Origin of the sequence: Pseudomonas sp. NPDC089918 (assembly GCF_050280605.1) — a bacterium.
GTDB lineage: Bacteria > Pseudomonadota > Gammaproteobacteria > Pseudomonadales > Pseudomonadaceae > Aquipseudomonas.
The window spans coordinates 1-25401 of record NZ_JBNNVP010000023.1; the positions used below are offsets into that span (position 1 = coordinate 1).

General features: G+C 59.3%; 24 protein-coding genes, 1 tRNA gene and 1 pseudogene. 16 read left to right on the forward strand and 10 right to left on the reverse strand.

Translation table 11 applies throughout. The features are described 5' to 3' along the window. Nucleotides 1-250: 250 nt before the first annotated feature. Nucleotides 251-492, forward strand: a pseudogene (locus ACQKPC_RS17175) (transposase domain-containing protein); the annotation flags it as partial. Nucleotides 493-908: 416 nt separating this feature from the next. Here ACQKPC_RS17175 and ACQKPC_RS17180 read toward each other — a convergent pair. Beyond that, nucleotides 909-1172: a hypothetical protein gene (locus tag ACQKPC_RS17180; RefSeq protein WP_427625661.1), complete on the reverse strand. Its 264-nt coding sequence runs from the start codon at nt 1170-1172 to the stop codon at nt 909-911. Next, nucleotides 1162-1953 (reverse strand): MlaA family lipoprotein, encoded by a 792-nt coding sequence (locus ACQKPC_RS17185; RefSeq protein ID WP_427625662.1) that lies wholly within the window; start codon nt 1951-1953, stop codon nt 1162-1164. The genes ACQKPC_RS17180 and ACQKPC_RS17185 overlap by 11 nt, the downstream gene beginning before the upstream one ends. Before the next feature lie 166 nt (nt 1954-2119). Between ACQKPC_RS17185 and ACQKPC_RS17190 the strand changes: the two genes are divergently transcribed. Continuing rightward, nucleotides 2120-2830 carry a response regulator gene (locus tag ACQKPC_RS17190; RefSeq protein WP_008072831.1) on the forward strand — a complete coding sequence of 237 codons (711 nt, stop codon included), beginning with the start codon at nt 2120-2122 and terminating at the stop codon, nt 2828-2830. Continuing rightward, nucleotides 2827-4212 (forward strand): ATP-binding protein, encoded by a 1386-nt coding sequence (locus ACQKPC_RS17195; protein WP_427625663.1) that lies wholly within the window; start codon nt 2827-2829, stop codon nt 4210-4212. The genes ACQKPC_RS17190 and ACQKPC_RS17195 overlap by 4 nt, the downstream gene beginning before the upstream one ends. 188 nt (nt 4213-4400) lie before the next feature. Here the strand turns inward: ACQKPC_RS17195 and ACQKPC_RS17200 are convergent, their stop codons facing one another. The 4 genes from ACQKPC_RS17200 to ACQKPC_RS17215 are packed head-to-tail and all read right to left on the reverse strand — an operon-like array spanning nt 4401 to nt 9533. Next, entirely contained in the window at nt 4401-4622 is a 222-nt protein-coding gene (locus ACQKPC_RS17200) for a formate dehydrogenase subunit delta (RefSeq protein WP_063342580.1), read from the reverse strand. After that, nucleotides 4619-7501, reverse strand: a complete 2883-nt coding sequence (fdhF, locus tag ACQKPC_RS17205; protein WP_427625664.1) for a formate dehydrogenase subunit alpha — start codon at nt 7499-7501, stop codon at nt 4619-4621. The genes ACQKPC_RS17200 and fdhF overlap by 4 nt, the downstream gene beginning before the upstream one ends. Then, complete coding sequence (locus ACQKPC_RS17210) at nt 7498-9060, reverse strand: formate dehydrogenase beta subunit (protein ID WP_427625665.1); 1563 nt, start codon at nt 9058-9060, stop codon at nt 7498-7500. Before ACQKPC_RS17210 ends, fdhF begins: the two co-directional genes overlap by 4 nt. Beyond that, nucleotides 9057-9533: a formate dehydrogenase subunit gamma gene (locus ACQKPC_RS17215; protein WP_218398546.1), complete on the reverse strand. Its 477-nt coding sequence runs from the start codon at nt 9531-9533 to the stop codon at nt 9057-9059. The genes ACQKPC_RS17210 and ACQKPC_RS17215 overlap by 4 nt, the downstream gene beginning before the upstream one ends. Before the next feature lie 414 nt (nt 9534-9947). Between ACQKPC_RS17215 and ACQKPC_RS17220 the strand changes: the two genes are divergently transcribed. Continuing rightward, entirely contained in the window at nt 9948-10289 is a 342-nt protein-coding gene (locus ACQKPC_RS17220) for a potassium channel family protein (RefSeq protein ID WP_427625666.1), read from the forward strand. Between the two features lie 156 nt (nt 10290-10445). Here the strand turns inward: ACQKPC_RS17220 and ACQKPC_RS17225 are convergent, their stop codons facing one another. Both ACQKPC_RS17225 and ACQKPC_RS17230 read right to left on the reverse strand, forming a co-directional pair. Further along, nucleotides 10446-10775, reverse strand: coding sequence for a hypothetical protein (locus ACQKPC_RS17225; protein ID WP_427625667.1), 330 nt, complete (start codon nt 10773-10775; stop codon nt 10446-10448). Between the two features lie 152 nt (nt 10776-10927). Continuing rightward, complete coding sequence (locus tag ACQKPC_RS17230; protein WP_086946341.1) at nt 10928-11830, reverse strand: LysR family transcriptional regulator; 903 nt, start codon at nt 11828-11830, stop codon at nt 10928-10930. A gap of 139 nt (nt 11831-11969) precedes the next feature. On the opposite strand from ACQKPC_RS17230, the gene ACQKPC_RS17235 reads away from it, so the two are divergent. Then, the gene (locus tag ACQKPC_RS17235) at nt 11970-12716 is read left to right on the forward strand and encodes an SDR family oxidoreductase (protein WP_123498033.1); all 747 of its coding nucleotides are present in this window, start codon (nt 11970-11972) and stop codon (nt 12714-12716) included. Nucleotides 12717-12863: 147 nt separating this feature from the next. Continuing rightward, entirely contained in the window at nt 12864-13559 is a 696-nt protein-coding gene (locus ACQKPC_RS17240; protein WP_110718933.1) for a glutathione S-transferase family protein, read from the forward strand. A gap of 103 nt (nt 13560-13662) precedes the next feature. Here ACQKPC_RS17240 and ACQKPC_RS17245 read toward each other — a convergent pair whose 3' ends face one another. Beyond that, nucleotides 13663-13959, reverse strand: a complete 297-nt coding sequence (locus tag ACQKPC_RS17245; RefSeq protein WP_427625668.1) for an Arm DNA-binding domain-containing protein — start codon at nt 13957-13959, stop codon at nt 13663-13665. Nucleotides 13960-14122: 163 nt separating this feature from the next. After that, nucleotides 14123-14207: transfer RNA gene (locus tag ACQKPC_RS17250), tRNA-Leu, on the reverse strand. A 107-nt stretch (nt 14208-14314) separates the two neighbouring features. Between ACQKPC_RS17250 and queA the strand changes: the two genes are divergently transcribed. The 10 genes from queA (at nt 14315) to thrC (ending at nt 25338) form a co-directional block, all read left to right on the forward strand. After that, nucleotides 14315-15364 (forward strand): tRNA preQ1(34) S-adenosylmethionine ribosyltransferase-isomerase QueA, encoded by a 1050-nt coding sequence (gene queA / locus ACQKPC_RS17255; RefSeq protein ID WP_007903547.1) that lies wholly within the window; start codon nt 14315-14317, stop codon nt 15362-15364. Nucleotides 15365-15378: 14 nt separating this feature from the next. Next, entirely contained in the window at nt 15379-16494 is a 1116-nt protein-coding gene (gene tgt, locus ACQKPC_RS17260) for a tRNA guanosine(34) transglycosylase Tgt (RefSeq protein ID WP_427625713.1), read from the forward strand. Between the two features lie 43 nt (nt 16495-16537). Next, entirely contained in the window at nt 16538-16873 is a 336-nt protein-coding gene (yajC, locus tag ACQKPC_RS17265) for a preprotein translocase subunit YajC (RefSeq protein WP_008014002.1), read from the forward strand. Between the two features lie 63 nt (nt 16874-16936). Then, nucleotides 16937-18805, forward strand: a complete 1869-nt coding sequence (gene secD, locus ACQKPC_RS17270) for a protein translocase subunit SecD (RefSeq protein WP_427625669.1) — start codon at nt 16937-16939, stop codon at nt 18803-18805. Nucleotides 18806-18814: 9 nt separating this feature from the next. Then, nucleotides 18815-19729, forward strand: coding sequence for a protein translocase subunit SecF (secF, locus tag ACQKPC_RS17275; protein ID WP_007903566.1), 915 nt, complete (start codon nt 18815-18817; stop codon nt 19727-19729). Between the two features lie 118 nt (nt 19730-19847). Beyond that, a complete protein-coding gene (locus tag ACQKPC_RS17280) occupies nt 19848-20399 on the forward strand; it encodes a glycine zipper 2TM domain-containing protein (RefSeq protein ID WP_008072859.1) in 552 nt (183 codons plus the stop codon). 133 nt (nt 20400-20532) lie between these two features. Continuing rightward, nucleotides 20533-21429, forward strand: a complete 897-nt coding sequence (gene xerD, locus ACQKPC_RS17285) for a site-specific tyrosine recombinase XerD (protein ID WP_123498045.1) — start codon at nt 20533-20535, stop codon at nt 21427-21429. 263 nt (nt 21430-21692) lie between these two features. Then, on the forward strand, nt 21693-22424 hold the full coding sequence (gene dsbC / locus ACQKPC_RS17290; RefSeq protein ID WP_008072863.1) for a bifunctional protein-disulfide isomerase/oxidoreductase DsbC: 732 nt from the start codon (nt 21693-21695) through the stop codon (nt 22422-22424). 133 nt (nt 22425-22557) lie between these two features. Beyond that, nucleotides 22558-23862, forward strand: a complete 1305-nt coding sequence (locus ACQKPC_RS17295; RefSeq protein WP_032830508.1) for a homoserine dehydrogenase — start codon at nt 22558-22560, stop codon at nt 23860-23862. Nucleotides 23863-23928: 66 nt separating this feature from the next. Next, on the forward strand, nt 23929-25338 hold the full coding sequence (gene thrC, locus ACQKPC_RS17300) for a threonine synthase (RefSeq protein ID WP_007897604.1): 1410 nt from the start codon (nt 23929-23931) through the stop codon (nt 25336-25338). The last annotated feature ends 63 nt before the right edge of the window (nt 25339-25401 follow it).

Here is a 25401-nt window from a genome sequence, read left to right on the forward strand (position 1 = left end):
GATGGTAGTGTGGGGTTTCCCCATGTGAGAGTAGGTCATCGTCAAGATTAAATTCCGAAACCCCTATCTGCGTATGCAGGTAGGGGTTTTGTTTTGTCCGCAGGAAAGTTCGTACAGCATTATCGGATCGCTCCTGTCTGATTGCGATGCTGTCCCGTTAGTGTTTATCGATGTTGGTTGTAAGGGGGGGCGGCGAACACACCTTCCGAGGCAGGCCGATAAGGGCGATTGTGGGATACCGCTTTACCGTGAGATCCGGCCGTGGGCTCTTTGGCCAAGAACTGGCTCTTCGCAGGGTCGCTATGCAGCGGCACACGGGCGGCAGCGATCATGAGTTTGATCCAGCCTGCGCGCATAAACGGACACGATCCGTATGCCTATCTGAAAGATATGAGGCGATTGTCGACACAGCGGGCCAGCGAAATCGGGCTACTGCTACCGCATCAGTGGGTACCGGCCAGACTTACGCGAGATGAGTCAGGTGTACACTGACCGCATACGGTCAGTCTCGACGATTGACTTTTTGAGAACACCCTATAGCCATGAAGACACAGCCTGGTATCCAAAAGCCTGGATTTCCAGTGCCTAAGCCTACTGCAAGTAGCGAGACGCCGACTGCGAGCATGATGCGTTTTCCATAACTGAAAGATCCATTAATAGCTGACCTGAATTTAGCATAGACCCATCGCAGTAGCGGCAAAGAAATCGTCATGCTTGCAGGAACCAAGGGATTCATCAGATCGGAATGATGAGTAAAAAATCGTAGATATCTCCATGCAACGTGGGATGCGCAGACGGTTACTGTGGAACCACCGATTATGGTGAAGAGGTCTGCGTTGCACTTGGCCTGACATAAGCGGCGGGATGACGACCGGAAGACTTCCATCCTCCGCATCATCATCCTGAAATCAAGGCTGCGACTGGCTGTCCGCTCTCATGATCTGTGCCTCACCATTGGCCACGAGCCAGCGAACCACTTCGGCAACCGACACGGTATGACTACGCTCTATCCAGCGCACTAGTGCCGGCCCGTAGTGTTCGGTGTATCGGCTGAGCACCAGTTGGCGACAGTCCGCTGACAAACGCAGGGTAATTTCGCGACAGTGCAGATTGGCCGGGTCGTCCCGCGTCATCCGTTGCTGCAGGACCAGGCTATTGTTTTCAGAACCCATCAGCCGGTGCTCCTGTGCATTGAGAGGTGGTGTTCTCTGGCGAGCCTTGTTTGCCATCGGCCACGTAAGCGGCACGATGCTCGGCGACCACATTGCGCAACGCGCTGTAATAGTCCGGCAGTTTTTGCAGGCTGTCGGTCAGCGGTAAGGCTTCTGCCCGGCCATCGACGATGCCGCCGACAGTGCTGATAGTGGACAGCGTCTCCACGGTATCGCTATTGCTGCCGAACGGATCGACCACAAAACCAAGCACGCGGCCGGCGGCGTCGCGACTGTTGGAGGTCCCGAGCAATGGCAGCTCGACGATCGGACCATTGCCGATGCCCCACACGCCAAAGGTCTGGCCAAAATCCGAGTCGTGGCGCGGGATACCGGCCATGCCGGAGACATCGATCAAGCCCACCACCCCTACCGTGGTGTTAAGCGCGAAACGTCCCAGGGTATTGACCGAGCGCATCGGGTTGCCTTGCAGCAGGTCATTGATAAAGACCTTCGGCTCGCCGAAGTTCGCCACAAAGTTATGCACACCGGTCTGGAAAAAATCCGGCGTGTAGCGGTAGCCGCGCGCGACCGGCGCCAGGGCGTAATCATCAACCACCCGGTTAAACGCGAAGACGCCACGATTGAACGGTTCCGCCGGGTCGTACACCGAATAGGCGATGTCAGCGCAGGCCACGTCGGTGGTGGTCGGCGACTGGCTGCTGCAACCCGTCAGCCCTGCGGCCAACACGGCAATTGAGGTGTTGCGGGTCAACCAGGGAGCACACTTGAAAGGCAACATGGACGCAAGTCTCAGGAGGAATTCGCCGTGATGCTGAGCTCCAATCCTTGCGCCAAGATGTCTGGTTTATTGCGCTGTTGACGCTTTATTGCAGAGTTGAAATATATGACGCGCGGCCATGAATGGTTTTAGATAGCGGTTCCATTCGCCCCTTAAGTGACCTTCGGTGAACAGCCTTTTAATTGTCGACGACGACCTTGAAGTCCTTGATCTACTGAAAAAATTCTTCGTGCAACACGGCTACAGCGTCGAGGTCGCCACAGACGGTGCGTCGCTGTGGGCGGCCATAGAGCGCCAGGCGCCGGACCTGATCATTCTGGACGTGATGTTGCCCGGAGACAGCGGCCTGATCCTGTGTCAGCAACTGCGGATTCGACACGCAATACCGGTGATTATGCTGACGGCCATGGGTGAACTCAGTGACCGGGTGGTCGGCCTGGAACTGGGTGCCGATGATTATCTGACCAAACCCTTCGACGCCCGTGAACTGCTGGCCCGAGTGCGTGCTGTGCTGCGTCGTGTTGACGAGCGTCGTCCGGTTCCGCAAGAGCGGCCACGGCCACTGATTGATTTTGCCGACTGGCATCTGGACGTCACCCGCCGTGAACTTCGCTCGCCGGACAACGTGATGATCCCGCTGTCGGCCGGTGAGTTTGACCTGCTGCTGGTCTTCGTCGAACACCCCCAGCGCATCCTCACCCGTGAGCAGTTGCTGGACCTGGCGCGCGGGCATTGCCATGAGGCGTTCGATCGCAGCATCGACGTTCAGGTCAGCCGCCTGCGGCGCAAACTCGAGTCCGACACCAAGCGGCCGGCGATGATCCGCACCGTGCGCAATGGCGGTTACCTGTTTACTCCCAGCGTGACGCGGCGATGAGCTGGCTGAAGCGGATTCGCGCTCGAGACTGGCCGCAAGATACGGTGGCGCGCTGGATTGCGTTGACGATCATCCTGGCCATGCTCATTTCCCTGGCGCTCAACGGGTTGTTTATCCAACTGGCCGGTGTATGGGCGCGCCCGCCCCTGACCGAGATCGGTTTGCTGGAAAAAGCCGCTGCCATCACCCGCGTCATCGAGGCCGCCCCGGCGCCCCTACGTCACTCATTGGCACAAGCCGCCAACGAGAACGGCTTCACTGTCACGTGGCACCCTGATCGGCACGATCTCAATCTGCCGACAGTGGACGATCCGAAGTCTGACATTGGCTCGACCATCCTGCAGCCGATGCTCAGAGCCCCTGACCGGCGCATCGAAGCCTATGAACCGGCCGACTGGACGGAGCACACGGAGGACGCGCATTACGCGCTGTTGATCGAGCTATCGGATTCATCATGGCTGATGTTCTCCGCGCCCTCGCGCAGTTGGGGGCTCGACGAAGCGCCACGCTACCTGATCGTCATCCTGCTGGTGCTGATCTCCACCGCAGTGGTCGCGCTGATCGCTACCCGACGCCTCGCCACACCTTTGCAGCGTTTCGCCGAAGGCGCCCGCCGCTTCGGCGTGGACTTCCGCGCACCGCCGATCGAGCCGCTCGGTCCCCACGAAATCCGCCAGGCCATTCTCGCGTTCAATGCCATGCAGGCCCAGCTACAGCACTTCATCCGCGACCGTACGCAAATGCTCGCCGCCATCTCCCATGACCTGCGCGCGCCCCTGACGCGGATGCGCTTGCGTGGCGAATTTATCGAGGACAGCGAGCAACAGCAACGGCTGTTTAGTGACGTGGATGAAATGCAGGCAATGATCAACTCGGCGCTAGAGTTCTTTCGTGATGATGCGCGGCTTGAACCGGCGACCCAGTTTGATCTGGCGGAACTGCTGCAAACGTTGCTTGATGATTATCGGGATCAGGGCGTCGACATTACGTTCAGCGGGCCGCTGCGGTGGGTGTATTTCGGGCGCCCGTTGGGGCTTAAACGAGTGATTACCAATTTGCTCGATAACGCGATCAAGTACGGCAGTGAGCCGGGGATTGAGCTGAAACCGAGCGCCGGCCAGGTGTGGATCAAAGTACTGGATCGTGGGCCGGGCATACCAGATGCCTGCCTTGAACAAGTGTTTGTGCCGTTCTTCCGGATGGAAGGCTCGCGCAACAAAAGCACGGGGGGTGTTGGTTTGGGGTTGTCGGCGGCGCGGGCGATTGTGCTCGAGCACGGAGGCAACCTGACACTGCGTAATCGGTCGAGGGGCGGATTGGAGGCGTTGGTGGTGTTGCCGGTGCATTCAAGTTCAGAGCTGATCTCTCAGCATTTGCTTTGAACTGAGCGATTAAGCGACCCAAAAAATTGGGGCTAATCCAGATGCGAGCCAGTTACACACAACTCCTGGGGGAGCGGGCTTGCTCGCGAAAGCGGTGTGTCAGTCAACGATGGCGGTGACTGGTATATCGCATTCGCGAGCAAGCCCGCCCCCACAGGTTTTTCGGTCAGGCTCAAGATCGTGTGAACCTAAGCCTCCCAGCCCGCCCCACTGACCGCCGCCTGCGCCAGTGGGTGCAAGTCTGCCCCCTGATGCGCTGTCTGCCAGGCCAGCAACTCCTTGCGCATACCGGGCGTCCAGTACATCTGCAGGTGATTGCGTACGCCGAGCACTGCCTGTTGCTGGTCCGGTTCGGTGGCGAAGTACTGGGCAATCTGGTTGACCATTTTGATCAGGTTGTCGGTACTCATCGGCGTACCTCCGCTTTAGCGCCACGCGCCTGACGGCGTTCGTCGAGCAGACGTTGTTGTTCGTCGCTGAACTCCTGGTAGCGTTTTTGCCACTCGGAAGGGTGGTAGACGCGGCTGACTTCCACGGCGGTGACCTTGTACTCCGGACAGTTGGTGGCCCAGTCAGAGTTGTCGGTGGTGATGACGTTGGCCCCCGATTCAGGGAAGTGGAAAGTGGTGTACACCACGCCCGGAGCTACCCGTTCGCTGACCCGCGCACGCAGGACGGTCTGCCCGGCGCGGCTGCCGATGCCGACCCAGTCACCTTCGTTGATGCCTCGGCTCTCGGCGTCGGTCGGGTGGATTTCCAGGCGGTCTTCGTCGTGCCAGGCGACGTTGTCGGTACGCCGGGTCTGGGCGCCGACGTTGTACTGGCTGAGGATGCGCCCGGTGGTCAGCAGAAGCGGATAGCGACTGTTGACCTTTTCCTCGGTGGGCACGTAGCCGGTGAGCATGAAGCGCCCCTTGCCGCGCACGAATTCCTCGATGTGCATGGTCGGCGTGCCGTCCGGTGCCGCGGCGTTGCACGGCCATTGCAGGCTGCCGTGGCGATCCAGTTCGGTGTAGCTGACGTTGGTGAAGGTCGGCGTCAGGCTGGCGATTTCATCCATGATTTCTGATGGATGCTGGTAGTTCATCGGGTAGCCCAGAGCGTTGGCCAAGGCCACCGTGCCTTCCCAGTCGGCCTTGCCGCCTAGAGGCTCCATGACTTTGCGCACCCGGGAGATGCGCCGTTCGGCGTTGGTGAAGGTGCCGTCTTTTTCCAGGAACGAGCTGCCCGGCAGGAACACGTGGGCGAACTTGGCGGTTTCGTTGAGGAAAATGTCCTGCACCACCACGCATTCCATGGCCGACAGCGCCGCGGTAACGTGCTGGGTATTCGGATCGCTTTGGGCGATGTCTTCGCCCTGGCAATACAGGCCCTTAAAGCTGCCGCCCAAGGCTGCCTCGAACATGTTGGGAATGCGCAGGCCCGGGTCGGGTTGCAGAGTGACGTTCCACGCCTGTTCGAACTGCGCCCGAACCACTTCGTTGGAGATGTGGCGGTAGCCAGGCAGCTCGTGGGGGAAGGAGCCCATGTCGCAGGAGCCCTGAACGTTGTTCTGCCCACGCAGCGGGTTCACGCCCACACCTTCGCGGCCGATGTTGCCGGTGGCCATGGCCAGGTTGGCGATGCCCATGACGGCGGTGCTGCCCTGGCTGTGCTCGGTGACGCCCAGGCCGTAGTAGATCGCCGCGTTGCCGCCGGTGGCATACAGGCGGGCGGCGGCGCGGATGTCGGCAGGGTCTACGCCGCAGATGGCGCCAAGGGTTTCCGGCGAGTTTTCCGGGCGGCTGACGAACTCGCTCCAGCGGGCGAAATCGCTGCCCTCGCAACGGGCGTCGATAAAGGTTTGATTGAGCAGGCCTTCGGTGACGATGACGTGGGCCAGGGCATTGAGCATCGCGACGTTGGTGCCTGGGCGCAGGGCCAGGTGCAGTTCGGCGCGGGCATGCACCGAGTCCACCAGATCAATGCGTCGTGGGTCGATGACGATCAGCCGCGCGCCTTCACGCAGGCGGCGTTTGAGCTGGGAGGCGAACACGGGGTGGGCGTCGCTGGGGTTGGCGCCCATCACCAGAATCACGTCGGCCTGCATCACCGAGTCGAAACTCTGGGTACCGGCGGACTCGCCCAGGGTTTGTTTCAGGCCATAGCCGGTCGGCGAGTGGCAGACCCGCGCACAGGTGTCGACGTTATTGTTGCCAAAGGCGGCGCGTATCAGTTTTTGCACCAGGTAGGTTTCTTCATTGGTGCAGCGGCTGGAGGTGATGCCACCAATGGAGTCGCGGCCATATTTCTGCTGCAGTCGGCGGAATTCGCTGGCAGCGTAGGTCACCGCTTCATCCCAGCTGACTTCCTGCCAAGGATCGTTGATGTGCTTGCGGATCATCGGTTTGGTGATGCGATCCGGGTGGGTGGCGTAGCCCCAGGCAAAGCGCCCTTTGACGCAGGAGTGACCGTGGTTGGCTTGGCCATTCTTGTCTGGAACCATGCGCACCAGCTGGTCGCCTTTCATCTCGGCGCGGAACGAACAGCCCACGCCGCAATAGGCGCAAGTGGTGATCACGCTGCGTTCGGGCTGACCCAGTTCGACCACGCTTTTTTCCATCAGCGTCGCGGTCGGGCAGGCTTGCACACAAGCACCGCAGGACACGCATTCTGAGTCGAGGAAGTTCTCGCCCCCGGCGGCCGCGACCCGGGATTCGAAACCGCGCCCGGTAATGGTCAGGGCAAAGGTGCCCTGGGTTTCTTCGCAGGCGCGCACGCAACGGTTGCAGACGATGCACTTGCTCGGGTCGTAGTCGAAGTAGGGGTTGGAGGTGTCCTTCACATCCGCCAGATGGTTGTCGCCTTCATAGCCGTAACGCACTTCCCGCAGGCCGACCTGACCGGCGACGGTTTGCAGCTCGCAGTTACCGTTGGCCGAGCAGGTCAGGCAGTCCAGCGGGTGGTCGGAGATGTACAGCTCCATGACGTTGCGGCGCAGGGTGGCAAGCTTCGGTGTCTGGGTGTGCACGCTCATGCCTTCGCTGACCGGCGTGGTGCAGGACGCCGGATAACCGCGCATGCCGTCGATCTCCACCAGGCACATGCGGCAGGAGCCGAAGGCTTCCAGGCTGTCGGTGGCGCACAGTTTGGGAATGGTGGTGCCCAGCAGCGCGGCGGCGCGCATCACCGAGGTGCCTTCGGGCACGCTGATGCTGCGGCCATCGATGTTGAGGGTGACTTGCACCTGGCTATCGCGGGCAGGGGTACCCAGGTCGATATCGGTTTTCGGGTCGAAGAGAGTGATCATTGGTCGGCCTCCGAGGACTGCAGACCGAAGTCGGCGGGGAAGTACTTGAGGGCGCTGACGACCGGATAGGAGGTCATGCCGCCCAACGCGCACAGCGAACCGTATTGCAGGGTGTCGCACAGGTCCTTGAGGATGATCACCTGCTCATCACGACTGTTCTGATCGGGCGCGGCCAGCAGGCGGTCGATTACCTCCACGCCCCGGGTCGAGCCGATGCGGCAGGGGGTGCATTTGCCACAGGATTCCTCGGCGCAGAACTGCATGGCGAAGCGTGCCATGTGGGCCATGTCCAGGGTGTCGTCAGCCACCACCACACCACCGTGACCGAGCATCGCGCCGATGGCGGCGAAGGCCTCGTAATCCAGGGGCGTGTCGAATTGCGACGGTGGCACCCAGGCGCCGAGCGGGCCGCCCACCTGGGCGGCTTTCAGCGGCCGGCCACTGGCGGTCCCGCCGCCGTAGTCTTCCACCAGTTCCCGCAGGGTCAGACCAAAGGCCCGTTCCACCAGGCCGCCGTGACGAACATTGCCCGCCAGCTGGAAGGGCATCGTGCCCAGAGAGCGGCCCATGCCGTAATCGCGATAGAACTGCGCGCCCTTGGCCAGAATCAGCGGCACCGAGGCCAGGGTCAGCACGTTGTGCACCAGGGTCGGCAGGCCGAACAGACCTTGCAAGGCGGGGATCGGTGGCTTGGCGCGAACAATCCCGCGCTTGCCTTCGAGAGAGTCCAGCAGCGCGGTTTCTTCACCGCAGATGTAAGCGCCGGCACCGACGCGCACTTCCATATCGAAGGCCTGGCCGCTGCCGCCGACATTGGCGCCCAGGTAACCGGCAGATCGGGCGATGTTCAGTGCTGCGCGCAGAGTCGCCACAGCTTGTGGATATTCCGAGCGCACGTAGATGTAGCCGTAACTGGCGCCGACGGTGATGCCGGCAATGGCCATGCCTTCGATCAGCAGGAAAGGGTCGCCTTCCATCAACATGCGATCGGCGAAGGTGCCGGAGTCGCCTTCGTCGGCGTTGCACACAATGTATTTCTGCGCCGCTTCGGTAGCGCGCACCGTGCGCCATTTGATCCCCGCTGGGAAGGCTGCGCCGCCACGGCCACGCAACCCCGAATCGAACACGGCGGTCGCGGTCTGCTCGCCGCCCAGGGCGATGGCCTGGGTCAAGCCCTCAAAGCCGCCGTGAGCCCGGTAATCCTCCAGCGACAGCGGCCGGGTGATGCCGGCGCGGGCAAACAGCAGCCGTTGTTGGGTCTTTAGATACGGCAATTCTTCCACCAGGCCCAAGGCCAGTGGATGCGCGGACGGCTCGCCTTGCAACGCATCGAGCACGGACGGCACATCGGCGGCGGTCAGCGGGCCAAAGCCGATACGGCCTTGCGGGCTGTCCACCTCCAACAGCGGTTCCAGCCAATACAAACCGCGCGAACTGGTACGTTGCAATTCCTGGGGAACAAGGCGTCCCCGGGCGTGGGTGATAAGGGCTACCGCAACCTCTTCGGTACCCACGGCACGGGCCAGCGAATCAGAGGACAGATAGAAAGCCGGCATCATGCGTCCTCCCGACAAGTGTCGAGCAGGGCATCCAGACGCTCGGGACTAAGTCGCGCATGCACTTGGCCATCCAGTTCCAGAGCGGGCGAACAGGCACACGCGCCGAGGCAATACACCGGACGCAAACTGATGCTGCCGTCGGCGCTGCTGCCGTGGTCGTCCAGTTGCAGACGTTCGCGCAACTGCGCGGCGAGCTGCTCGGCGCCGCGACTCTGGCAGGACTCGGCCCGGCACAGACGCAGGATATGCCGGGCCGGAGGGGCGGTTCGGAAGTCATGGTAGAAACTGATCACCCCGCGAACCTCGGCCTGACTCAGGTTGAGGGCGTGGGCAATCTCGGGGATGGCGGCATCGGGGATGTAACCGATGCCCTCCTGAATCTCATGAAGGATCGGCAACAGTGCGCCGGGGGAGCGTTTGTGGCGCTCCAGCAGGCTGTTGACCATAGGCAGGTGCAACATCTCATCAGGCATACAGCATTCCTCACGATCACGGACAAACCAGGCGGTTGTCAGTTGTCCGAAAGTGTCGGCTGCGGCAGTCACACCACGTCACGGTATCGTGGCATTTTCAGGCCGTTGGCCAGGCACCCTGAGCGGGCATCTTGTTGGGCCCGGTGCGGTCTTTGCCGCACCTCTTCAGGGCATAACAGGCAGCTTGCCATGCTGCCTTTGATTCATCTGCACCAAAGCGACGTGTTCGATTCTGTCTACGACTCCCTGTTAAGTCTAGAAGAGCGCAGCCCGAGGCGTTCGCTCACTGAGTATCTTTCGGATAATCCTTGAGCGCGATGAGAGAGGCATCGTGCCCGCTTGTGCCAAGCTGAAAGGGTATTGAAACGCCATGCATTCAATTGCCGGTCAGGCTAGCCCCAAGAGGTCCATGACATGAACACCACTCATGCATCGCACGTCCGTCGCGAGTTCTACAAAGCAGTCAGGTTCTACTTTCACGTTGTCTGGCCAATTTTTTCCATCCTGCTGTTTTTGATTGTGTTGTTCGGCCTGATCATCAGCTTTCTGGAAGGATGGGATCCATTTGACGGTATCTACTTCGCGTTCGTGACCGGCCTGACCATCGGTTATGGAGAACTCGTCCCCAAACTGGCCGTCTCGCGGGTGCTGGCGATTTTGCTGGGATTTAACGGGGTGCTGATGACGGCGATATTTGCGGCGATCAGTATTCGGGCGATTGAGATTGCGGTGCGGGCGACAGGTCAGGTGGAGTAGGGGCGGCAGCGGTGTAGGGGGAAATGCGCTATGAAGTCATGCTCACGATGTTCATTTGAGAAACAGGGAAAGACAGATGATTGATTTCGACAAGACGTGGCTTCTCGCCTGGATGCTCCTATCGGGCGTACCCATTTTTAGGTAGGCCCCCTTTATTCATTGGATGTCTTTCAAGTAGTCCATAAGAGCGATGAGCGGGACATCCAGCTGTGGGATCGTCCGGGCAGCGCTTAAATCTGCTGCCAATCGATGCAGTTCGCGACCGAGGACTGTATTAACTCCGCCCATGGCCTCTAACGCCAAGCCCACACAATGCGCCACTCTAAACTGGATACCCTCGACATCCCCCCGCCGCACCAACAACCCAAAAACCTCCCGCTCATAATCACTCATGATCGGATCGTCCCGCAGAATCGGGCTTTCACCTTCCGTCTCATAAGCCAGCTTGAGGGCGAAAAGGGCAACGGTTTCCAGTGGCAATTCCATTGGTGTGAATCCTTGATTCGTTAGCTGAGCGGTTTCGGGTTTGGCGTTGGAGAGCAAAATCAAAAGATCGCAGCCTTCGGAAGTTCCTACGGGGTGGCGGGGCGAGATCACTTTTTTGCAGACGAAAAAAAAGGCCTTGCAGACTACTGCAATTATGATGGTCTGGGTTGATCGTTAAATGCAGAATTTTTTGCGAACACCTCGGCGATGAAATCCATGAATACAATGGCCCTTTTGGGGAGAAGCCGGTCGGCAACGTAAATGACTTGCACGGGGACGGCCGGAGCTGCGTAGTCCCTAAGCAACACCCGCAGATTGCCATTTTTCAGCCCTTCCTCGTAAAGCCATTCGGGCCCCTGTGCGATCCCCAGCCCCTCGTTTACACACTCTCGTATGGCCTCAGGTGAGTTGACCCGAAGCCTGCCAGAAACGGGAACATCGATATCCCGAAAGCGCCATGTGGTGCCTGTCGACAGCAGGGTGTAGATCAGGCAATCGTGCGTTCTCAGATCATTGGGCGTCGTGGGGATTCCGCGTTTGGCCAGGTATCCCTTGCTGGCAACGCATACACGCTCGAACCAGCCTAGCGGCCGGGCACGCATTGCGCTGTCTTCCAGATGTCCGATGCGGATCGCCAGTTCAGCCCCTTCGTCGACCAGATTCACATAGCGATCATTGATCTGCAGGTCGAGCGTCAACTCTGGATAGCGCTCCAGAAATGTGGATACATGCGGCACCACGAATGCATGGGCTAGCGCGGTCGGGCAGGCGACTCGCAACAATCCGGACGGGGCGACGTTCTCCCTGAAGGACGACTCCGATTCTTCCACGGCATCGAGAATGCGCCGTGCATCTGCGTAATAGCGTTCTCCCTCGGGGGTGAGGGCAAGCTTTCGTGTGGATCGGTGAAGCAGCCTGGTTTGCAAATGATCTTCCAGCGCCGCCACATAGCGGCTGACGTTAGGCTGCCCCAGCCCCAAGTCACGCCCTGCAGCCGAGAAGCTTCCTGTCTCAACAGCGCGAACAAAGCAGGTCATCAGCAGTAGTCGATCCATCTAGGCCTCTCATTCATGCAATACAAGCATGAAATGTATTCGAATAGGTCATCTTATCAATGCACAGGTATGAATACATAGTTTCCCTCTGGCAGGTCAGTACATCGACTGACCGTGAAAAACCGAAAAGGAAACTTACATGTCCCGATTGCAAGGCAAACGCACTCTCATCACCGGCGGCACCAGCGGCATTGGCCTGGAAACGGCTAAGCAGTTCCTCGCCGAAGGCGCGCGCGTGATCGTTACCGGAGTCAATCCGGAGTCCATCGCAAAGGCCCAGGCGGAACTGGGAAGCGAAGTATTGGTACTGCGTGCTGACTCCGCCAGCATCGATGCGCAGAAGGAACTGGCGCAGGCCGTTCAGACTCACTATGGCCAACTCGATGTTGCCTTTCTCAATGCAGGCGTATCCGTTTGGCTGCCGATCGAAGAGTGGACGGAGGAAATGTTCGATCGCTCCTTCGACATCAACGTTAAGGGGCCGTACTTTCTGATCCAGGCATTGCTACCAGTCTTCGCGAACCCTGCGTCGGTGGTTCTCAATACCTCGGTTAGTGCACACCTCGGCGCCGCGCGTTCATCAGTTTATGGCGCGACCAAGGCCGCGTTCCTGAACATGTCGAAGACGCTTTCTAGCGAACTGCTCCCGCGTGGTATTCGGGTCAATGCAGTCAGCCCTGGCCCGGTTGATACGCCGCTTTACGACAAGCTCGGTATTCCCGATGCCTATCGCGAACAGCTCAACCAGGATATCGCAGCGACCATTCCGTTCGGCCGGTTTGGTACGCCCGAGGAAGTGGCCAAGGCCGTGCTGTACCTGGCGTCAGACGAGTCACGATGGACGGTTGGCTCGGAACTCATCGTCGACGGTGGCCGCTCGCTTTAGCTGCCAACGATACGCGAAGGAACGTCTCCTGCGCTTTTACGGAAAACTGATTGCCACTCAGGCTTTCTTGAAGTCACGGACGTAGCTTCTATACGGCCCGCTCCCACTCGTGGCGGCGGGCTTTGATTCTTCAGTGGGTCTATTCCAATGCCACAGTCACAGTTCACACTCGTCAGCCATCCGTTATGCCCATTCGTTCAGCGAGTGGCCATCGTGTTACTCGAAAAAGGTATTACCTTTCAGCGTATCGATGTCGATCTTCGCGACAGGCCAGACTGGTTTCTGGCGATGTCGCCAAGCGGTAAGGTTCCGCTGCTCAAGGTTCCAGACGGCAATGAAGGCGAGTCCGTTCTATTCGAGAGCGTCGCCATTTGCGAATACCTGGAGGAGGTGTACCCGGAACCTGCGTTACATCCAATGAATGCGTTGATCCGAGCACAACACCGTGCATGGATCGAATTCGCCTCTGCCACACTGGCGGATGCATGGGGATTTTTGAACGCCACCGACCAGCAGACAGCCCTTGGCAAATCTGCAGCGTTGAGAGGAAAGCTGGAACGATTCGACAGTGAAATATCGGACGGCCCTTATTTCTCCGGCGAGAGGCTCAGCATGGTCGACATCGCCGTGGCTCCAGTTTTTCGCTACTTCGACATACTTGGATTCGAGCCCAATCATCAGTTGTTTGATGGACTGAGTCGAGTGGCTGATTGGCGTCGTGCGCTGGCCAGCCGTTTCAGCATTCAGGCGGCAGTTGCAGAGGACTATGCCATCCGGTTCCGCAAGCACTTGCAGGAAGCAAGAGCACTCTTGGCTACTGCATCGGAAACGCATCCCCTTTAAATGCCGATGCGATCGCGCCGCCGCTAGCTTGGCCAGCAGGCGCGCTGGCAAGGCATAGCCCCGGAGAAATGGATCCTGGCTCGGGATGGTCCAAATCCCTTCCTCAAAATCGATTTCCTCCCATTTTGCGTAGCGAACCATCGCGGCGTTTGGCACCGGAGTTGGTGCCTTGCTTAAGTAGGTTGCGGCATTCTGCAGCTCGTTCACGGGCTTCCTGCAAGGAGATATGCGGATACACGCCCAGTGACATGCGCGCCGCCCGACCCTGATACGTGTACCGGAAGTGCCAATACTTGCTGCCGTTGGGTTTCACCAGCAGGGCAAGACCCGAACTATCACTCAACGTGAACGGTCTGTCGGCAGGCTTGGACGCTTTGATTTGCAAGGCGGTCAATGGCATTGCTGTACACCTCCGGTTCTCGAACTGGAATATGTACAGAAAATGTACCCAAAAGAGGCTGGCTTGCAAGAGATGGGGGTGGAACCCCAGAGACCAAAAAGCCCGCAGTTAGCGGGCTCTAGGGGTGTTGCGTAGACGCTGGTAGTCGTCTATGTACTGCAAATGGTGCCCCGAGGGAGACTCGAACTCCCACTCCTTTCGAAAACGGATTTTGAATCCGCCGCGTCTACCAATTCCGCCATCAGGGCTCAATGGCGGCGAAGTATAGAGATGAGATAACCGTTGGTCAATCAGGTACATGGAGAATTTTTGATATTTCCGCTAGACTTCCCGGCCCTGCTAGACGAACCCCATCATGCGCGTTGCTGACTTTACTTTTGAGCTCCCTGATTCGCTGATTGCTCGCCATCCTTTGGCTGAGCGTCGCGGTAGTCGCCTGTTGACCCTGGACGGGGTCAGCGGCGCCCTGGCACACCGTCAATTCACTGATTTGCTCGAGCATTTGCGCCCGGGCGATTTGATGGTGTTCAACAATACCCGGGTGATTCCGGCGCGGCTGTTTGGCCAGAAGGCTTCCGGCGGCAAGCTGGAAATCCTGGTGGAGCGGGTGCTCGACAGTCATCGTGTGCTGGCCCATGTGCGTTCCAGCAAGTCGCCCAAGCCGGGTTCGAAGATCCTGATCGACGGCGGTGGCGAGGCCGAGATGCTGGCGCGTCACGATGCGTTGTTCGAGCTGGGGTTTGCCGAAGAAGTGTTGCCGCTGCTCGACCGCGTGGGGCATATGCCGCTGCCTCCTTATATAGACCGTCCGGATGAAGGCTCGGACCGCGAGCGCTATCAGACGGTGTACGCCGAGCGTTTGGGAGCAGTGGCGGCGCCGACGGCGGGGCTGCATTTCGACCAGCCGCTGATGGAGGCGATTGCCGCCAAGGGCATTGAGACTGCGTTCGTGACCTTGCACGTCGGCGCCGGCACCTTTCAGCCGGTGCGCGTCGAGAAGATTGAAGATCACCACATGCACAGTGAATGGCTGGAAGTCGGCCAGGACGTGGTCGATGCCGTTGCGGCCTGCCGCGCTCGCGGTGGTCGCGTGGTGGCCGTGGGGACTACCAGCGTGCGTTCCCTGGAAAGTGCCGCGCGCGATGGCGTGCTCAAGCCGTTCAGTGGCGACACCGACATCTTTATCTATCCAGGCCGGCCGTTTCATGTGGTCGATGCCCTGGTTACCAACTTCCATTTGCCCGAGTCCACGCTGTTGATGCTGGTTTCGGCGTTCGCCGGTTATCCCGAGACCATGGCCGCCTATAAAGCCGCCGTCGACAACGAATACCGCTTTTTCAGCTACGGTGATGCGATGTTTATCACCCGTAATCCCGCACCACGTGGCCCAGAGGAAACAGAATGAGTCGCACCAGTCGCATGTCTTTTGAGCTCCTTGCCACAGACGGCAAGGCTCGTCGCGGTCGTTTGACCTTCCCGCGCGGTACCGTCGAGACCCCGGCCTTCAAGCCGGTGGGCACGTACGGCACGGTCAAGGGCATGTTGCCGCGGGATATCACCGCCACTGGCGCGGAAATCATTCTGGGTAACACCTTCCACTTGTGGCTGCGTCCGGGCACCGAAGTGATCAAGAAGCACGGCGACCTGCACGATTTCATGCAGTGGAAAGGCCCGATTCTGACCGACTCCGGCGGTTTTCAGGTGTTCAGCCTTGGCGCGATGCGCAAGATCAAGGAGGAGGGCGTGACCTTCGCCTCTCCGGTCGACGGCGCCAAAGTGTTCATGGGCCCGGAAGAGTCTATGCAGGTCCAGCGCGATCTGGGCTCGGACATCGTGATGATCTTCGACGAATGCACCCCGTACCCGGCCGATGAAGACGTCGCTCGCGTATCGATGGAACTGTCGTTGCGCTGGGCCCAGCGTTCGAAAAACGCCCATGGCGACAACACCGCGGCGTTGTTCGGCATCGTTCAGGGCGGCATGCACCAGGATTTGCGCATGCGCTCCCTGGAAGGCCTCGACAAGATCGGCTTCGATGGCTTGGCCATTGGCGGTCTGTCGGTGGGCGAGCCCAAGCACGAGATGATCAAGGTGCTGGATTACCTGCCGGGCCAGATGCCGGCTGACAAACCTCGTTACCTTATGGGCGTTGGCAAACCGGAAGATCTGGTTGAGGGTGTGCGCCGCGGTGTGGACATGTTCGATTGCGTGATGCCAACCCGTAATGCCCGCAATGGGCATCTGTTCATTGATACAGGCGTGCTGAAGATCCGTAACGCGTTCCATCGCCATGATGATTCGCCGCTGGATCCGACCTGCGATTGCTATACCTGCCAGAACTTCTCCCGTGCTTATCTGCACCATCTGGACAAGTGCGGCGAAATGCTGGGTAGCATGTTGAATACCATCCACAATTTGCGCCATTACCAGGTGCTTATGGCTGGTTTGCGCGAGGCTATTCAACAGGGTACATTGGCCGCCTTTGTCGATGCCTTCTACGCCAAACGCGGGTTACCTGTTCCGCCTTTGGACTGAGTTTTCTGACCCCAAGATTCAACATTTGCAACTGGAGTGCTAAATGAGCTTTTTTATCTCTAATGCCATGGCTGACGCTGCTGCACCTGCGGCAGGCCCAATGGGCGGCGGCTTTGAGTGGATTTTCCTGGTCGGTTTCCTGGTCATCTTCTACCTGATGATCTGGCGTCCACAGGCCAAACGCGCCAAAGAGCAGAAAAACCTGCTGGGCAGCCTGCAAAAAGGTGACGAAGTTGTGACCACCGGTGGTATCGCCGGCAAGATCACCAAAGTGTCCGACGACTTCGTTGTTCTGGAAGTCTCCGACACCGTCGAAATGAAATTCCAGAAAGGCGCCATCGCCGCCACGCTGCCAAAAGGCACGCTCAAAGCGATCTAAGTTTCAACTTCTACTCAATCGACGGGGCGCGCAAGGCGCCCCGCGTCATAAGCGGGCGGCGTGATGCTGAACAAATACCCTCTGTGGAAATACATTCTGATCCTGGCGGTGCTGGCGATCGGTCTGATTTATTCCGCTCCCAATCTATACCCTGATGACCCGGCCATTCAGGTCAGCGGTGCAAGCACTGCGCTGCAGGTTACTCAGGCTGATCTGGATCGTGTGAGCACCGCGCTCAAGGAATCCGGGATCAACGTCAAGGCGGCCACCCTGGCTGCGGGCGGCAAGGGCGGTCTGATCCGTCTGACCAAGGCTGAAGATCAGCTGCCAGCCAAAGACGTCGTACGCAAGGCATTGGGTGATGACTACGTCGTTGCACTGAACCTGGCACAAACCACCCCGCAATGGCTGCGCAGCCTTGGCGCGCACCCGATGAAACTGGGTCTGGACTTGTCCGGTGGTGTGCACTTCCTGCTGGAAGTGGACATGGACAAAGCCCTCGATGCACGCCTGAAAGTCTACGAAGGCGACGTCAAGAGCCTGTTGCGTAAAGAGCGTCTGCGTTATCGCAGCCTGCCGCAACTGGGCGGTGCCATTCAGCTGGGCTTCACTGATGAAGCAGCCCGTGAAGAGGCGCGTGCGCTGATTCGCAAGAACTTCAACGATTTCGATATTGTTCCGGCCGACCTCAATGGCCAACCGGTACTGCGTCTGGCGATGACCCCGGCCAAGCTGGCGGAAATCCGCGAATACTCCATCAAGCAGAACTTGACCACGGTACGTAACCGCGTCAACGAGCTGGGTGTTGCCGAACCTATCGTTCAGCGCCAGGGCGCCAACCGCATCGTGGTTGAGCTGCCGGGCGTGCAAGACACTGCAGAAGCCAAGCGTATCCTCGGCAAGACGGCCAACCTTGAGTTCCGTCTGGCGGCTGAGCCTGGCGCTTCGAAAGCCACTTCCGAATCGTTCGAGTTCCGGGAAGGCAATCGTCCTGCGGCGCTGATCGAGCGTGGCTTGATCATCACCGGTGACCAGGTGACTGACGCCAAGGCTGGCTTCGGCGAGCAAGGCACGCCAGAAGTGAACATCCGTCTGGATGGCCATGGCGGCGAGCTGATGAGTCGTGCGACGCGTAACAACGTTGGCCGCAGCATGGCGGTGATCTTCATCGAGCAACGTCCTGTCACCACTTACACCAGGCAAGTGATCAACGGCGTCGAGAAAGACGTACCGGTTCAGACGTTTAAAGAAGAGAAGAGGATCATCAGCCTGGCGACCATTCAGTCGCCGCTGGGTGCCCAGTTCCGCATCACTGGCCTGAACGGCCAGGGCGAATCGTCCGAGCTGGCGCTGCTGCTGCGTGCCGGTGGTCTGGCGGCACCGATGTACTTCGCTGAAGAACGTACCATCGGCCCAAGCCTGGGTGCCGACAACATCACCAAAGGTATCGATGCATCGCTGTGGGGCATGCTGTTTGTCTCGCTGTTCATCATGGCCATCTACCGCTTCTTCGGCCTCATCGCCACCGTCGCGCTGACGGTGAACATGGTGATGCTGCTGGCCTTGATGTCGCTGCTGGGTGCAACGCTGACCCTGCCAGGTATCGCCGGTATCGTGTTGACCATGGGTATGGCGGTCGACGCCAACGTACTGATCTTCTCGCGGATACGTGAAGAGATTGCGGCCGGCATGACTGTGCAGCGGGCAATCAACGAAGGCTTCGGCCGGGCATTCACCGCGATTCTCGACGCCAACCTGACAACCTTGTTGGTCGGCGGGATTCTCTTTGCCATGGGCACCGGCCCGGTCAAGGGTTTCGCAGTGACCATGTCCCTCGGGATCTTTACCTCGATGTTCACGGCCATCATGGTGACCCGCGCGATGGTCAACCTGATCTTCGGCGGTCGTGACTTCAAGAAGTTGTGGATTTAAGGGGCTGCCATGTTACGTACAATCAACTTCATGGGCGTTCGCAACGTTGCGTTCGGCGTCACATTGTTCCTTACGGTCCTGGCTCTGTTCAGCGTCGCCACCAAGGGCATGAACTGGGGGCTGGACTTCACCGGCGGTACGCTCATCGAGCTGACCTACGAGCGTCCGGCTGACGTCACCAAGGTGCGTGAGCAGCTGGTGACGTCGGGTTATCACGAGGCGATCGTACAGAGCTTCGGTGCGACTACCGATTTGCTGGTGCGTATGCCAGGTGAAGACCCGCAGCTGGGTCACCAAGTGGCCGAGGCCTTGCAGAAGCTCGGTGGCGACAACCCTGCGGTGGTCAAGCGCGTCGAATTCGTCGGCCCTCAGGTCGGTGAAGAACTGCGCGATCAGGGCGGCCTCGGCATGCTGATGGCGCTGGGCGGCATTTTGATCTACCTGGCTTTCCGCTTTCAGTGGAAGTTTGCAGTCGGTGCGATCGTTTCGCTGATCCACGACGTGATCGTGACCATTGGTATCCTGTCGTTCTTCCAGATCACCTTCGACCTGACGGTACTGGCGGCGGTGCTGGCGATCATCGGCTACTCGCTCAACGACACCATCGTGGTATTCGACCGGGTTCGTGAGAACTTCCGGGTACTGCGCAAGGCCAGCCTGATCGAGAACATCAACATCTCGACCACGCAAACCCTGCTGCGGACCATGGCGACGTCGATCTCCACCTTGCTGGCGATCGCGGCCCTGTTGTTCTTCGGTGGCGATAACCTGTTCGGCTTCTCCATCGCCCTGTTCATCGGTGTTCTGGCGGGTACTTACTCGTCGATCTACATCGCGAACGTGGTGCTGATCTGGCTGAACCTGAGCAGCGAGGACCTGATTCCTGCTGCGGTGGCTGAGACCGAAGTCGACGACCGCCCATAACGGTTATCGCTTTTCCAGCTGTAGGCCGAGAAGGCGCGAGTGTTGAACTCGCGCCTTTTTTTATGCTCCAAGGCTGGGAGAAGCGGGTTTTCCCGTCTGTGATGGTCAGGAGGTTCATGTGAACAAGTCGTTGCTGGTTGGTGCGGTATTGGGTGCTGTCGGTGTCACTGCCGGGGGTGCTGTTGCCACCTACAAGCTGGTTAAAAGCGGCCCTGAGTATGCGCAAGTGCTGGCCGTTGAACCGGTCAAGACACAAATCAAGACTCCACGTGAAGTGTGCAAGGACGTTACGGTTACCCGGCAAGCGCCGGTAAAAGATCAACACCAGATCGCCGGTACGGTGGTCGGCGCGCTGGCGGGTGGCCTGTTGGGCAACCAGATCGGCGGCGGTACAGGCAAGAAAATCGCCACAGTGGCCGGTGCGGTCGGCGGTGGTTATGCGGGCAACAAGGTGCAGGAAGGCATGCAGGAGCGTGATACCTACACCACCACTCAAACCCGCTGTAACACCGTGAATGACATCAGCGACAAGGTTGTAGGCTACGACGTTCGTTATTCGCTGGATGGCAAGGAAGGCAAAGTGCGGATGGATCGCGATCCGGGCAACCAGATTCCGGTCGACAAGGAAGGCAAGTTGATCCTGGGGCAGAACGAACCGGCTCAACAATAAGCTGAGCGCCTCAAGCAAAAAGAAGCATCTCGAGAGGGATGCTTTTTTTGTGCCTGAATTATATGTTCGCCGCCAACGTGCTATGAAAGACTCCTCATTTTTCGCGGCCTTACGCCTGCCTGTCCGAGACCCCATGCCTGCCATTGATCATCCCCTGATAGACCAGTTCCTTGACGCCCTGTGGCTGGAAAAAGGCCTTTCCGATAACACCCGCGATGCCTATCGCAGCGACCTGGCCTTGTTCAACGGTTGGTTGCAGGAAAAGGGCCTGGAATTGATCAACGCCGGTCGCGAGTTGATCCTCGATCACCTGGCCTGGCGCCTGGAGCAAAACTACAAACCCCGTTCCACGGCGCGGTTTCTTTCCGGTGTGCGTGGCTTCTATCGCTATTTATTGCGGGAAAAGCTGATCGCGGTCGATCCGACATTGCGTGTCGATATGCCCCAGCTAGGCAGGCCGTTGCCTAAGTCCTTGTCGGAAGCCGATGTGGAATCGCTGCTGGCCGCGCCAGACCTGAGCGAAGCCATCGGTCAGCGAGACCGCGCCATGCTGGAAGTGCTTTACGCCTGTGGCTTGCGGGTCACGGAGCTGATCAGCCTGACGCTGGAACAGGTCAACCTGCGCCAAGGCGTGCTGCGGGTGATGGGCAAGGGCAGCAAGGAGCGACTGGTGCCGATGGGCGAGGAGGCGATTGTCTGGGTCGAGCGCTACATGCGCGATGCCCGTGGCGAGTTGCTGGGCGGGCGTCCCAGCGATGTACTGTTCCCCAGCCTGCGCGGCGAGCAGATGACCCGCCAGACCTTCTGGCATCGCATCAAACACCAGGCCAAGGTCGCCGGGATCGGCAAGTCGTTGTCTCCACATACCCTGCGCCATGCCTTCGCCACACACTTGCTCAATCACGGCGCCGATTTGCGCGTGGTGCAAATGTTGCTCGGCCACAGCGATCTGTCGACCACCCAGATCTATACTCACGTCGCCCGCGCACGCTTGCAGGACCTGCACGCCAAGCATCACCCACGTGGCTAACGCAGCTCCTGAAATGGAAATACCGCCCTGTGGCGAGGGGGCTTGCCCCCGTTGGGTTGCGAAGCAGCCCCTTTGTGGCGATCTCTGATATATGGACCGAGACGTGAGGATTGACGACTGCTGCGCAGCCGAACGGGGGCAAGCCCCCTCGCCACGGGGGCCTTATGTGGTAGGCTTTGCCGGTTTGCACGATGGGCGGTTATGACCCGGTGTTTCGGCACGGGTGTTCTGATCGTCCCATTTGTCTGCCTTCAGGAGTTCTCATGCGTCTGACCCAGATTTTCGCCGCCGCAGCCATTGCGTTGGTCAGCACCTTTGCCGTCGCCGATGACACGGCCGACAAAGCCATTCGTAAAAGCCTGCAAACCCTCGAGCTCGACGTGCCGGTCGAAAGCATCACCGCCAGCCCGTTGCCAGGCCTGTACGAAGTCAAACTCAAGGGCAGCCGTGTGCTTTACGCCAGCGCCGATGGCCAATACGTCGTTCAGGGCTACCTGTTCCAGCTCAAGGACGGCAAACCGGTCAACCTGACCGAGAAGACCGAGCGCCTGGGCATTTCCAAACTGATCAATAACATTCCAGTGGCTGAAACCGTGGTTTACCCGGCAATCGGCGAAACCAAATCACACATCACCGTGTTCACCGACACCACATGCCCGTATTGCCACAAGCTGCACGCCGAAGTGCCGGCGCTGAACAAGCTGGGTATCGAAGTGCGTTATGTTGCGTTCCCGCGCCAGGGCCTGGGCTCGGCGGGTGACGAGCAACTGCAAGCCGTGTGGTGCTCCAAGGACAAGAAAGCGGCCATGGACAAAATGGTCGATGGCAAGGAAATCAAGGCCGCCAAGTGCGAGAACCCGGTAGCCAAGCAGTTCGCCCTTGGTCAGTCGATCGGCGTGAACGGTACACCGGCCATCGTTTTGGCCGACGGACAGGTCATTCCGGGCTACCAGCCTGCGCCACAAGTCGCCAAACTGGCATTGGGCGCGAAATAATTTCGCATCGTCATGGTCAGCCTTTGACGATCATGGTTCGGCGGCAATATTGTCGGGCCATTAATAGAGAGCCGCGAGTATGCGGTTGTTTTCACGGCCGGCCTTGAGTCGGCCGTTTTATGGGGAGTTCACAGTGAAACCGGTCAAAGTAGGCATCTGTGGGTTAGGGACCGTCGGTGGCGGTACCTTCAACGTACTTCAGCGCAACGCCGAGGAAATTGCTCGTCGTGCCGGGCGTGGAATCGAAGTGGCACAAATTGCCATGCGCACGCCAAAGCCTCAGTTCCAGACGACCGGTATTGCGATTACCAACGATGTGTTCGAAGTGGCCACGAACCCTGAGATCGACATCGTTATAGAGCTGATGGGCGGCTACACCGTTGCCCGCGAGCTGGTACTCAAGGCCATCGAGAATGGCAAGCATGTGGTCACCGCGAACAAGGCACTGATTGCCGTTCACGGTAATGAAATTTTCGCCAAGGCTCGCGAGAAGGGCGTGATCGTGGCGTTCGAAGCGGCCGTGGCCGGCGGCATTCCCGTGATCAAAGCGATCCGTGAAGGTTTGTCCGCCAACCGCATCAACTGGGTGGCCGGGATCATCAACGGCACTGGCAACTTCATCCTCACCGAAATGCGTGAGAAGGGTCGCACCTTCGAAGACGTACTCGCCGAGGCGCAAGCCCTGGGTTACGCCGAAGCCGATCCAACCTTCGACGTCGAAGGCATCGATGCAGCCCACAAGCTGACGATCCTGGCGTCCATTGCATTCGGTATCCCGCTGCAATTCGACAAGGCTTACACCGAAGGCATCACCAAGCTGACCACCGCTGACGTGAACTACGCCGAAGCGCTGGGCTATCGCATCAAGCACCTGGGCGTGGCGCGCAGCACCGCGGCCGGTATCGAGTTGCGTGTGCACCCGACGCTGATCCCGGCCGATCGTTTGCTCGCCAACGTCAACGGCGTGATGAACGCGGTGATGGTCAACGGCGATGCTGCCGGTTCGACCTTGTTCTACGGCGCCGGTGCCGGCATGGAACCGACCGCTTCGTCGGTGATCGCTGACCTGGTGGATGTGGTTCGCGCCATGACCTCCGATCCGGAAAACCGCGTGCCGCACCTGGCTTTCCAGCCTGATTCGCTGTCGGCCCATCCGATCCTGCCGATCGAATCCTGTGAAAGCGCCTACTACCTGCGCATTCAGGCCAAGGACCATCCGGGCGTGTTGGCTCAGGTGGCGAGCATCCTGTCGGAGCGCGGCATCAACATCGAATCGATCATGCAGAAAGAAGTCGAAGAGCATGACGGTCTGGTGCCAATGATCCTGCTGACGCACCGTGTGCTGGAGCAGCACATGAACGACGCGATCACCGCCCTGGAGGCCTTGGAAGGCGTGGTCGGCCCGGTCGTACGAATCCGCGTCGAGCACCTGAACTAAGCCGTTATCGTTCACCGGGCTCGCACGCGAGCCCGGCATTGCGAACACTGTCTATTGGAGCCAGTCATGCGTTATATCAGTACCCGCGGCCAGGCACCGGCCCTGAATTTCGAAGATGTCCTGCTGGCCGGTCTCGCCACCGACGGCGGTCTGTACGTGCCGGAAAACCTGCCACGTTTCACTCAGGAAGAGATCGCTTCCTGGGCCGGCCTGCCGTATCACGAGCTGGCCTTCCGGGTAATGCGCCCGTTTGTGACCGGCAGCATTCCCGATGCCGATTTCAAAAAGATTCTTGAAGAAACGTATGGCGTGTTTTCCCACAACGCCGTTGCGCCACTGCGTCAGCTCAATGGCAACGAATGGGTACTGGAGCTGTTCCACGGCCCGACCCTGGCGTTCAAGGACTTTGCCCTGCAACTGCTCGGTCGCTTGCTCGACTACGTGCTGGAAAAACGCGGCGAACGCGTGGTGATTGTTGGCGCCACCTCCGGTGACACCGGTTCGGCCGCCATCGAAGGCTGCAAGCACTGCGAAAACGTCGACATCTTCATCCTGCACCCGCACAACCGTGTGTCCGAAGTGCAGCGTCGCCAGATGACCACCATCTTCGGCGAAAACATCCATAACATTGCCATCGAAGGCAACTTCGATGACTGCCAGGAAATGGTCAAGGCCAGCTTCGCCGACCAGAGCTTCCTCAAGGGCACGCGCCTGGTGGCGGTGAACTCGATCAACTGGGCGCGGATCATGGCCCAGATCGTTTACTACTTCCACGCAGCCCTGCAGCTGGGTGGCCCGGCGCGTTCGGTGTCGTTCTCGGTACCAACCGGCAACTTCGGCGATATCTTCGCCGGTTACCTGGCGCGCAACATGGGCCTGCCGATCAATCAGTTGATCGTCGCCACCAACCGCAACGACATCCTGCACCGCTTCATGAGCGGCAATCAGTACGTCAAGGAAACCCTGCACGCCACGCTGTCGCCGTCCATGGACATCATGGTGTCGTCGAACTTCGAACGCCTGCTGTTCGACCTGCACGGTCGTAACGGCGCGGCGATTGCCGGCTTGATGGACACCTTCAAGCAGGGCGGCGGTTTCAGCGTCGAACAGGAGCGCTGGACCGAGGCACGCAAACTGTTCGATTCGCTGGCCGTGGACGACGCCCAAACGTGCGAAACCATTGCCGAAGTCTTTGAGCAAACCGGCGAGCTGTTGGACCCGCACACTGCCATCGGCGTGAAGGCCGCGCGCGAATGCCGTCGCAGCCTGGATATCCCGATGGTGATCCTCGGTACAGCCCATCCGGTCAAATTCCCGGACGCAGTGGAAAAAGCCGGTGTAGGAAAAGCGCTTGAACTACCTGCACATCTTTCTGATTTGTTTGAGCGAGATGAGCGTTGCACCGTGTTGCCGAACGACCTGAAAGCCGTACAGGCCTTTGTCAGTCAGCATGGCAACCGCGGCAAGCCGCTGTAACCGGTAAAAGCTGTCACATTTTGAAGCCCGTCTCCTGACGGGCTTTCTCATTTCTGCATGCCA